7 protein-coding genes are annotated in these 10,766 nt (G+C 66.9%); all 7 read right to left on the minus strand.

The window, feature by feature from the left end; all coding sequences use genetic code 11:
• Positions 1 to 74: 74 nt before the first annotated feature.
• Positions 75 to 1,211, minus strand: coding sequence for a C40 family peptidase (locus NA3_RS39165; protein ID WP_167355093.1), 1,137 nt, complete (start codon positions 1,209 to 1,211; stop codon positions 75 to 77).
• A gap of 82 nt (positions 1,212 to 1,293) precedes the next feature.
• The gene (locus NA3_RS34685; RefSeq protein ID WP_062969087.1) at positions 1,294 to 4,203 is read right to left on the minus strand and encodes a TniQ family protein; all 2,910 of its coding nucleotides are present in this window, start codon (positions 4,201 to 4,203) and stop codon (positions 1,294 to 1,296) included.
• Positions 4,200 to 5,291, minus strand: coding sequence for an ATP-binding protein (locus NA3_RS34690; protein WP_062969089.1), 1,092 nt, complete (start codon positions 5,289 to 5,291; stop codon positions 4,200 to 4,202). The genes NA3_RS34685 and NA3_RS34690 overlap by 4 nt, the downstream gene beginning before the upstream one ends.
• The gene (locus NA3_RS34695; protein ID WP_062969091.1) at positions 5,288 to 7,348 is read right to left on the minus strand and encodes a TnsB C-terminal domain-containing protein; all 2,061 of its coding nucleotides are present in this window, start codon (positions 7,346 to 7,348) and stop codon (positions 5,288 to 5,290) included. The genes NA3_RS34690 and NA3_RS34695 overlap by 4 nt, the downstream gene beginning before the upstream one ends.
• Positions 7,345 to 8,073, minus strand: a complete 729-nt coding sequence (locus tag NA3_RS34700) for a TnsA-like heteromeric transposase endonuclease subunit (protein ID WP_062969092.1) — start codon at positions 8,071 to 8,073, stop codon at positions 7,345 to 7,347. Before NA3_RS34700 ends, NA3_RS34695 begins: the two co-directional genes overlap by 4 nt.
• A gap of 188 nt (positions 8,074 to 8,261) precedes the next feature.
• On the minus strand, positions 8,262 to 9,917 hold the full coding sequence (locus NA3_RS34705) for a putative type IV secretion/conjugal transfer ATPase (protein WP_128145469.1): 1,656 nt from the start codon (positions 9,915 to 9,917) through the stop codon (positions 8,262 to 8,264).
• Between the two features lie 62 nt (positions 9,918 to 9,979).
• Positions 9,980 to 10,766, minus strand: a 787-nt coding sequence (locus tag NA3_RS37910) for an SCO6880 family protein (RefSeq protein WP_369689790.1), incomplete at its 5' end; no start/stop codon positions are given.

Genomic DNA, 10,766 nt, shown 5'->3' on the forward strand with positions numbered 1-10,766 from the left:
GCGCTTCGATGACGGAGGTGTAGGACGTCCACGGACGGAGCGATTCTTACGTCGTCGACGCGAATTATTCGGTGTCACAGTGGTTTTCCCTCCTCCGCTGTGGGGGTTCGGGGTTGTGGTGGTGGTGGTGTGCTGTAGCGGCGGATGTCGAGGTGGTCGGATCCGGCGACTCGGGCGAGGGGGGCGGTGGTGACGGTTTGGCCGGTTTGGGGGGCGTGTATGGCCAGGTCGGTGCCGTCGGCGTCGCGGCCCGCGTACACGGCGACATGGTGGGAATCGCTCTCGCCAGGGGTGGTGAAGAAGATCAGATCCCCGGGTTGGCGTTGATCGAACGGCACGACCTGCCCGGCCGGTGAGTCTTGTTGGGCCTGGGTGTAGTGCGGCAACCGGATTCGGCCGCCCGAGGCCTGGTAGATCGCATACAACGTCAACCCGGAGCAGTCGAACCCGCCGCCCGTCGGGCCGTTCACGTCTCCTCCACCCCACACGTACGGGGTGCCGATCCATCGCTGGGCTGCGGCCACGACCGCCTGTCCGAACCCACTGGCCGGCACCGGTGCTCCCGGTGGCGCCGTCCCGGGCCCGCATCCGCTGGTTGACTGCCCCGGCTCGGCGGCGGGCAGAGACGCGGGGTCGATGTCGGCGAACATCGCGTAGAGACGCCTGGCCAGATCCAGTTGTCCCGCATACGCGTTCGGTGCGGACACCTCGACCGCCTGAGCGAGTTCTGCTGAGGTCATCGAGGCGGCGCCGGTGATGGTGGCGGCTTGGTCGTAGAACCAGTTGATCTGATAGAGCGCGTTCATCAGGGTGGCGATCCCGGCGCTTCCCCAGACGCTGACCCGCATCTGGTGCGGGCCCACCGAATCGTGGTCGGCGCCGACGCCGTCGTTGGGGAAGCTCAGCGATTCCGGGACGTTGGAGTTCGCGAGGTTGCGCAGCGTCGACTCGGTGATCATCGCCGCCAGTTCGGCGATGATCACCGACTCCGGCGCCCGGCGTTGTTTGCCGATCGCGACGCCGTTGCGTGCCAGCGCCAACTGTCGCTCGTTCAATCCCGCCAGCGACTGACCGGTCGGGCCCGCCACTCCCCCAGCGAGCACGTCGGTCGCACACGAGGCCGCGGGCTGTATTCCGACCAGCAAGGCCAGGAACAAGATCAACGCGATGGGCAACGACACGATGCCTGCGAGGAGGGTTCTGGAGGACATCACTCATCGCCGTCCTCCCCGACCTCGGCCTCGAACGGAGGCCGCGGCTGCGGGTTCCGGCCATAGTTGGCGCTCCAGGTGGTCATTTCGTGTGTGGACCATCGGTTTTTCCGCTGGTTTGTCGTCGTTGTTTTCCCATCGGTTTGTCGCTTTCTCGTGGTTGGAGTGATCTCACGGCGGCCTGGTAGCCGTCCGGGGTCAAGCGGTAGTAGATGCGCTGTCGCGCCCGGGAGTCGTTGTGCAGGCGTGCTGTTCGCTCTGTTTCGGTTTCGGGGCGTCGAGTCGCCCAGTTCGCGGCGGCCATCTGTTTGAGCAGTCGGTTGACGGTCGATGTCGCGGCTGCCGCGGTGTGCGCGATCTCGATGCAGCAGAACTCGTTGTCGGGTCCGTGGTCGGTGATGATGCGCAGCAGTCTGTTTCGGCCGCGGTCGAGCGACAGAGGCAGCACGGCGAGGCCATCGAAGGGCCGGAGATGGGCGAGGTCTTCGGAAGCGGGCGTGGGTGGATCGTCGCTGCCGATGGCCGCGTTCATGTGCGCTTGAACCGGTTCGGTGGCCAGGTCGTCGAGCAGGGCTTGTCCGAGGACTGTTGGCTGCTGCGCGGTTGGACGGTTGTAGCGGATGAAGAGGGTGCCGCCGACGTGCTGTTCGAGAAGTTCGAGCTGGATCGCGAGAACGGAGGGGACGATTCCGAGATGCTGAGCGGCGGGCTTGAGCATCGGGAACTGCATTGCTATTTGGAAGTGCCGCAGTCGTTTCCAGCCGTTGTATGTTCCTTCGACCGCCGCCCGGACGCCTGCCGGGAGGTCGTCGTGAGTGAGGTTGGTTTCGGTCCAGCTGGCGACACCTGAAGGGCGGGCGGGGATGCCTAGTTTGCCTAGCGCGTTTGCGACGGCGCCCTGAGCCATTCCAAGTTCCGTGGCGATGTCGGTCATGTTGCGTCGGCGGTCGAGGTATTGCTCACGCAGCCAGCCCGGGTCGATCCGGGCCGGCGCTTGTCCTTTCCGGATGGTGATGCCGTGTTGGCGGGCGTAGCGCGACAGCTCGGTGATACTGAAACCGGTTGTCGCACTGAGTTCTTTGATGCGACGCCCCTTCTGGAGGTGTTCGCGCTCGAAGAACTCTCGGGTCAGCAGCTTCTCGGCTTGTCGTTTGCGCAGCCATGCCGCAGGCGGTGCGCTTCTCGACCATGGTCGCTGCGGCCGGTCGAGCCGTTCCAGCGCGAACCGGATGTGTTCGATGTGGACGCCGAGGATGTCGGCGACGTCGACCAGGCGGTGGTTGTCGATGATGACGAGCTGCTCGATTTTGTCCATGTCGAGCTGTGCGATGTCGACGCCTGGAAGGTCGAGGTCTCGGGCGAGAGTGGTTGGTGGAGACCAGGTCAGGGGTTCGTCGATGCCGAGTTGCTCGAGCACGGTGGTGGCGTAGTCGCGCAGTGCTTGGCGTAGGGGCATGCTCATGGAGACTGTGAATCGCAGGTGGTGGCTGCGGTCGTCGCTGTTGGTGAATGCCAGCGGGTGGCGCGGGTCGGCGAGGTCTGCGCCGGTCAGCAGCTGATGGAGGTAGCGGTTGGCACTGCGCAGGCGTGTGCGGTCGTCGCCGCCGGGATGGGCGTCAACCGAGCAAGCCAGTTCGCGCCAGGTCGTGCGCTCGATGGTTTCGGCGGGGATCTGGTCGCGGCGATGCTGGTAGTCGATCGCAGTGCCGTGCTGGTCGAGATAGTTGGCGATTCGTGCCAGAGCGGCTATCACAGTGTCGAATCCGCGTAACGGGACCGCGATGGTGGCGCGGTTGACCCGGGGGTTGAACTGTGCGATGTCGTGTTGGGAGCGCTCGGGATGACCGGGAATCAGTAGCGCTGCGCTCATCACCGCGCGGTGCAGGTCTGCCCAGTGTCCTTCTGCCGGGAGCAGGGGACCGGCCCAGTCCGGCCAGATCAGTTGCGGGATCATGCGGGCCCGTGTGGGTGGCTGGTCGCCGGGCAATGCTGCGCTCGGCAGAGTCGTTTTCAGCCGTAGTCGTTCGGTGGGGGCCAAGTCGGCGTCGACGGCGCGCAGGTATCGGTTCTTGAACCGGGGTGTCGCCGAGGACCACACCGGGTTCTGCATTCCGGGTGGTGGGATGCGGTTGGCGCTCCCGCTGACGGACACGAGGTGGCCGATCGCGGCGAGGGCCGCGTCGTCGTCGGATCCGAGGATCGTTTTCGCGCGGACCAACGCGGCCGCGGTCAACGCGGCGTCGCCGCCGGACGAGTCGTGGCTTCGGCGGCGGTCGACGCGTCCGGGCTGTATTCGGTCGGCCGCCTCGATGAGTGTGTTTTCGTCGTTGCTGCGTAGCCATCCGCAAACAGGGTGTAGGTCGGTGAGGCTCTGTCGTGCGTGGTCGCCGCTGGGTCCGTGTGCGTGGTCGAGCAGGGTTTCGGACCAGGTCTGGGCCTCGATCGCGTCGGTGGTTGCGTTCACCTGTCCGGCGGCGGCCAGGTCGGTGTCACAGCGGGTTCGGTTCTCGGTGTCGAGGAGCTGGGTGCATCCGGTGGCCGACTGTTCCCGGGAGGCGCTGATCGGCCCCCCGCGAGGCATGCGGTCGCAGCCAGGGCAGGTGTCCTGCAACAGCGCGTGGTGACGAAGGCATGCGACAGACCATTTGGCTCGCCAGACCAGCTGCCAACGTCCGCCGGTCTCGCCCAAACACGCAGGGCAATACCGTGATCCGTCGGGACGGTGACGCATCGCGCTCGCGAGCGCGGCGCCGATCGCGCTGTCGAGACGGTGGCCTGGTAGGCCGGTCGCGGCTTCGATGTGACGCAACCGGGCCGGCGAGGTGTGGTCGAGCAGCTGACCGTTGGTGAGGTGGGGATAGTCGATGCCCAATGCCCGCAACAATTCCCGAGCGGGGATTTGGTTGCGGCGAGCGAGCGCCGCGATCCAGGAGTCCAGGCCTTCTCCGTCGAGGATCGGTGTTCGCAGCGGCAGGGACAGCAATGTGGTCATTTCTCGCCTGCCTTCCGCGAGCTGCCGGATCCCCCGGGCTTGCGGCGCTGCTTGCGGTGCCGATCGGCGGCCTCGTTGCGGCGCCGGGCCTTCTCAGCGGTCTCGTCGATGGGGACGCTGTCGAGCAGTTCCCGTGTGATCGCCTCGGCTCCGGAGCGGATCGCTTTGACCGTGCCGCGGTTGACCAGCGTCATCAGCGATCCGATGTGCCCGCCGGTGCGGGTGAACAGATAGTCGGCGTGCCGGGTCAGTTGGCCAGGGCGCCAACGGGACAGAACCACCTGTTTGTCGATGGCCTTGATCAGCGCGGTCCAATGCTCGTCGCAACCGAAGAACCCGACTTCCAGTCGTGTCCACCGGCGCCCGGACTGGGCCAGCGCGCTCGAACGCCCTGACAGGCCCTCCTCGAAGAACCGGCGTTCCTCCAAACCGACCCCGGCATAGATGAAGGTCACCGGTAGCTCGTTGGCCAGCCATTTCAGATGGTTGGAAACCGCCAGTCCGTCCTTGGACTGCTGGTTGATGAAGTGGACGTCGTCGATGATCCCGATGCGGGTGGAGCAGGACAGAACACAGTCGAGGGCGTAGGTGCCGAGTTGGGCGGCGTTGCCGCGGTCGGCGCCGGGGTGGGCGTAGAACTGGCAGATCCGGTGGTTGAGTTCACGCAGTGTGGTATGTGAGGTCAGCCCGACCCGGAACACGGGAATGTGTTCGTCTCCGGAGTCGGTGACCGGGCCCCGCTGGCGCATCGCCTTGCGGTGGTAGTCGCGGCCGAACAGATTGACGACCGTAGTCTTTCCCAGGCCCGGCAATCCGTCGATGACCGCGGCGCCGCGGACCCGGTCGGAGTCTTGGCGGTTGGAGTCGACGATCAGCTCGAGCTGCTCACGCACCGCGCTCAGCTGCGGTGTGGCGATGGTGCCGAAGTTGGCATGCCAGTCCAACCGGGATTCGTTGTAGTCCTCGCGCGCGTCTTCTGTCAGTGCCGCAAGGGCTTTCGCGTTCAAGGTGTCGGGGCGGACGCGGGCGGGGGTGTCGCAGAATCGCCGCCATCCGTCCTTGCGTGACAGGCTGTAGCCGCTGCTCATTCCAGCACCTCCAGCGCGTCGGCGTAGAAGTCTGCAGCGGCGTCATCGTCGAACTCTTCACTGCCGTCGAAGATTTCGTCGTCGTCATCATCGTCACCGACGATCGGCGCGACCGGATCGCCAGGACCGGGCAGCGCTGGGACAGGATCGGAAGCCAGTTCCAACTCCGCTGCGGTGGCCAGGCCGCTGCGTTCGGCGGATAGCCGGGCGGCGATGCGCCGCTCGCGGCGGTCGAGTACCTCTCCGGCGCTCCAGCGGGCCAGTACCTCGCCCAACGCCTCGACAGGATCGACGAAACGGTCGGTGCGCCGGGCCAGGACCCGGGCGTAGCGAGCGGCCTCGTCGGAGAACGGGGTGTCCAGCATCGGTGCGTGTTCCCAGTCCAGCCGGTGCCAGTCGCCGCTGTCGGGGTCCTGGAAGTAGACGTAGCGAACATCGTCGTCGTTGACCCGGATCGGCCACTTGCCCGGCTCGAGCCCGCCGTAGGGGCTGGTGGCGTTGCGGTGTCCGTCCAGTCCTGCTCCGTTGTAGCGGCGCCCGCCGATCTCAACGCCGTAGTGCTGGATGGTGCGGTGAACCACCCGCAAGAACTCGAAGGCCAGCGCCGGGTCCGCCGGGATGCGCAGCAGCCCCGCCTTCGCGAGACCGACGGCGAACATGTCGTTCGGCGACATCGCGAGCTCCGGCCATTCCGCGACCGCGAGGCCATCGTGGCCGCTGCGGTGATAGGCCGTGGTGATCCAGTCCCGGATGACGTCTTCGAGTTCGTGCAGGAACAGGAATGCTTTGCCCTCCAGTCCTTCACCGCGACTGTGCAGGTCGGGGCCCTTGTAGGCGGGCAGATGCTGGATCAGCCCTTCGCGCAGCGATCGGAAGAACCGCTCGACGGTCGGTTTGTCGGTGGGTTTGCGTGATTGGGCAGGCTGAATGGAGATTCCCAGCCGTGCACAGACTCCGATCACATGTGACGACAGGAATGCCTTGCCGTGGTCGATGACCAATGTCTCTGGTGGGCACCAGATCTCAGGGTCCGCGCCGTTCTCGGTGAAGACCAGATGATCAGGTAGGCCGTGCACCGGCCCCAGCGCCGGCCGCCCGGAACTGCGACCGGTCACAGCTTCGAAAAGCACTCCGGCGACATCGATCGCCTTGGTCGAGACCGGGGTGACCTTCAGCCCGAGGATCTGGCGGTCGAACAGATCCTGGGCAACGGTCAGCTGGGCGCGCACCCATCGACAGGTCACCGGCTCCATCGCGAAGACATCGAGGTCCTGGGTGTCCAGGATCAGGTACTCCCCCGGCCGGGTCGCGCGCAGTCGACCATAAACCCCTTGCGGGCGATCAGCTATCGACCTGCGCGCCTTCGCCGATCCGCTCACCGCGTTCGTGCCCTTGGCCAGCTCCCCCAGCCTGCGATAGGCGGTCGTCTTCGCCGGGATCGGCACCGCCCCGGCGCCGTGCTCGCGTTCGAGCCGCTCGGTCACCCGCATCAGCACCGCCGATCGTGTGGGCGTGGAGTCCGACACCCGGGCCGCCAACTCTGCCCGGACCGCGGCATCCCAGCGCGGATCGACTTTCGACCGGCGACCACGCCGCTGCCGGTCATCGACCAGCCCGGCCTCGCCCGCGTCCCGGTAGGCAGCCACCCAGCGCTCGATCGTGCGCGCGGCCACCGACAGCTCCCTGGCCTTGGCCGCGCACCGAGCCTTGAACGGTTCACTCGCCGCGTAAGCCGGGTGCGGTTCGCCATCTGCCGCGGCCTCGGCATAGCCGGACCGGTATCCGGTCAGAACCTCCCTGATGTGTGCGGCCCGCTCGGTGGCCTTGCTCCTGTCCTCCGGGGACAAATCCGCGAGCACCAGGCCCGGGTCGACGTCACGATCGACCGGTTCCAAACTCCTTGCCCGGGAAACGAATTCCGCCACCGCGACGCTGGCGTAACGTCCATCGGCGTAGGAGACGACCACCTTCCGGCCGTCGAACTCGACAACCCTCGCTCCCTCGCCATCGATCAACAGCGTCGTGCCGACGGCCACGGTCACCGTGCGCGCGTTCACGCCACCACCCCCACCGGGTTCACAATCGCGGACACCACGGTCGAGCTGCTCAGGGTCTGGCTCAGGTCCGCCGACAGCCACGATCGCCACAACAGGTGCAAAATCACCGGCCGGATCACCAACGGCGGTGCCGATCGCGCCAAACTCCGCTCCAGCACGCCGAGTTCGAGTGGCTCGCTCACGGCCGCCATCACCGCGTCGGCCAATTCCAGCGCTATCGTGACCGGCCGTCGATACCCGGCCAAGAACCGGACATTTCCCAACAGCACGGGATCGCACCCGGACCAGACCTCGAAGCCGAGACCGTGCTCCTCGCAGACACTGCGCGTCCACGCGAACTGAGCAGCTACCTTCGAATCTGACACCCGGTCAGGTGATTTCACGTCCACCACCGTGAGTCCGCCGTCGGCTCGGGCCAGCAGCAGATCCGGCACGTGCTTGCGCACCCGGTCGCCGTCCACGCCTTCGAGCAGGAACGGCTGCGCAGCGATCGCCACGACATCCCTGTCTTGGTCTGCCAGAAGAATTCTCGCCAGCTCCAGGCGGCTTTCGTAGACCACGTGCCCGCCCGTGGTCGAGGACCAGTACCAGCCCGAATAGTGGCGCTTGCCCTTCCACCAGCGGAACTCACGAACCGGGCGCCCTGACAGCACCTCGTCAATCGGCAACCGCCGCAATGTCGTATCCACGAACTCGCCATCGTCACCGCGAAAACGCACGGCCACAGAAGAATTCGAGACAACCCCCGCGATACCGGCCCAAAAGTGGGCTCTGCCTTGAATATTCATGGCGACACCCAACCCCTTTCGCTGAGCATCGGGGCGCTGACACGCCGGACCGGATTCCCACCGAACTGTCGTAAGCGACAAGTCGGCGACAAATAGATGGGAAAGGCGTCAAGAATCATGGGAACCTACAGCCGCGGAAGGTCGTTGTTTCCGCCGGTGAGGTGGGAGAAGCGCCGGTTGGTGTTGTGGATGTCGCGGGCGCGCTCGGTCGGGGTGAAGGTCATACGGAACGGGATGCCGGGCGCGTCGGCTTCGCCGGTTTTGAGCAGGAAACATCCTGTGCCGGGCGGTGTTTCGCGCACCCCGGTGTTGTCGAGGTGATCGTCGGTCGGTGGCCGGGGCGCGGCCCAGGAGGTGACCAGCAACTTTTCGGTGTCGGTGATCGATACCGCGGCACGGAGGCGTTCGATCTCTTCCGGCCCGACAGGGCCGATGATCTTGGCGCGGGCGCGTTCGAAGAATCCGAGGGCTTTGGCTTGCGCGGCCGGCGAGTCGAAGGCGGCGAGGTCTTTGATGGTGTGGCTGCACATGATCAACCCGGTGCCCAGCGGTCGGTTCAACCGGGTCAGGGCATCGACGCGGTCGACCATGAACTCCCCCGCGCCGAGCACGCGCCAGATCTCGTCCATGACGACCTCGAACGTGCGCGGCGGCGCGAGACCGGCGTCGGCCAGCGCATGGGCGGCGGCGACCGCGCCGAAGCCCTCGCTCCAGCACACCATCAGCACCGCCGCCAGCAGCTTCGTGTCGCCCTCGGGGATGCGGGACACATCGATGCAGACAGCGGGGCTGTTCAGGTCCAGCGGGGTGCTAGTTTGGCGGTCGAAGACCTGACCCCACGGGCCTTCGATCACCGCGCGCAGCGAACGGCGCAACACTTTGGTCGCGGCCCGGAACGCGACATCGTCGTCTTCCTCGGCGAACTGCCGCAACCGCTGAGCGCCGCCGGAGATCGTCGCCAGCAGATCCGACAGTCGCGGCGGCCGCGCCGGGGTGAATCCTCCTGCGGGACTGTAGAGTTCGCGCAGGCCGGCGGCGATGAGCGCTTCTTCGTAGTCGGCGACGCGGGAGCCGCGGACCAACTCGATCAGCCCGGCGACGATGTTGACTTGCCCGGCCTCTACGCGCGCGGCGACCTGGCGGCGTTGGTCGGTGTCGGGGAGTCGGTCGATGATGGAGCCGAGCGCGCCGACGGCGAGCGGGTTGATGCTGCCGTGCCCGTAACCGAGGTCGACGACTTGCCCGCCCAGCGCTTCGACGAGGTCGCGGTAGTCGGGCTTCGTGTCGCCCATGCACAGCACCGTTTCTCCGGCGGCGACGGCGCCGGTCGCGAGGCGCCGGATGAGCGAGGATTTGCCGAAACCGTTGAGCGCCAGCACGAACGCGATCGGTGCGGTGATGAATCCGCGGGCGAACCACGACATCGGATCGAAGTGCACCGGCGCGCCGGTCACGAAATGAGACCCGACGGGGCAGCCCACGATCGGCGCCGTCGCTCCGACTGCGAAGGGCCACAACCCGGCCACCTGCACCGTGGTCGCCCGCCATTCCGGGGTCGCCGCCACCACCGTCGCCCGCCCGCCGCCGACACCGCGGTATCCGCGGTCGGTCAAACTGGCCACAGGCACGTCGAACCCGTCGCGGACCGAATCTTCCGCTTTCCGTGCGGCATTGGCGCGGCGATGATCGTCGCTCGACAGCACCCAGCGAGCACGCACGGCGGCCAGGCCGCGCCCTCCCGCGGCAGTTTCGGCCTCTGCGCGGGCCTGGGGTGTCAGCACGCGAATCCCTGCGACTGCCGTCGTTCGCGGGTGGCGAGTCTTGCGGGTCCCGGTATGGATCGTCATGCGCTGAACCGCTTCGAAATCGAGGTGTGCTCGGGCAGGATCAGGCCGATGCCGAGGGAGGCAGCGAAGGCGGCGGCTTGGAAGCCGTAGCAGCGGCGCACCCGCAGCCGCGACGCCGCAGTCATGGTCCGCACCGAGGTTTCGATGCCGGGCAGGTCGGCGTCCAGGACATCGGTGACGGTGACCAGGACCCCGAAACGGGTGAGGCCGGCGCCGCGGGCTTGTTCCTGACGAGCGGCGCGGGTGTTGTCGACGCGGATGGAAGCGGCAGCCGAGGCAATGCCGCGATCGGTCTGCTCGGCGGCCAGCGCGTCCCGGAAGTCGGAGTCGACGATGTCGGTGGCCTCAGCCGCCGAATGCAACCTGTACACGATCGCGACCCGCTTGCGCGGCACATCGGAGCGCGGGCGCAGCAACTCCTCCAGACCGGTTTCCAACACCGCGCCCCGCGGTGGTGCGTCCATTTCCCAGGTGATCGACCGCGCGCCGTCGTGCACCAGATGGTCCCAGCGGTCCTCGTGCGCGATCGGACCCACGGAATCCCACGACTGCGTATCGGTGATCGCGGGACCTGCGGCTTCGATGTCGCGTTGAGCTGCCAAGTCGTAGCGAGACCGCACCAGCCCCAGCACCTCCCACGCCTGCAACGGCGTGGCCGGCAGCCCCGCGCGGGCCAGCTGAGACAGCACCCCTTGCAGGCGTTGCCCGATCTCGCGCGCCTGCTCAGGAAGGTCCCGCCGCGTTTTGCGGGAGGTGCCGATGGCGCGGTAGGTGACGACTAGG

The organism is Nocardia africana NBRC 100379, from assembly GCF_001612635.1.
Taxonomy (GTDB): domain Bacteria; phylum Actinomycetota; class Actinomycetes; order Mycobacteriales; family Mycobacteriaceae; genus Nocardia; species Nocardia africana.

Coding starts and splice junctions, on each gene's coding strand:
- NA3_RS39165 (WP_167355093.1), bottom strand. CDS start 1,211: ATGTCCTCCAGAACCCTCCTCGCAGGCATCGTGTCGTTGCCCATCGCG.
- NA3_RS34685 (WP_062969087.1), bottom strand. CDS start 4,203: ATGACCACATTGCTGTCCCTGCCGCTGCGAACACCGATCCTCGACGGA.
- NA3_RS34690 (WP_062969089.1), bottom strand. CDS start 5,291: ATGAGCAGCGGCTACAGCCTGTCACGCAAGGACGGATGGCGGCGATTC.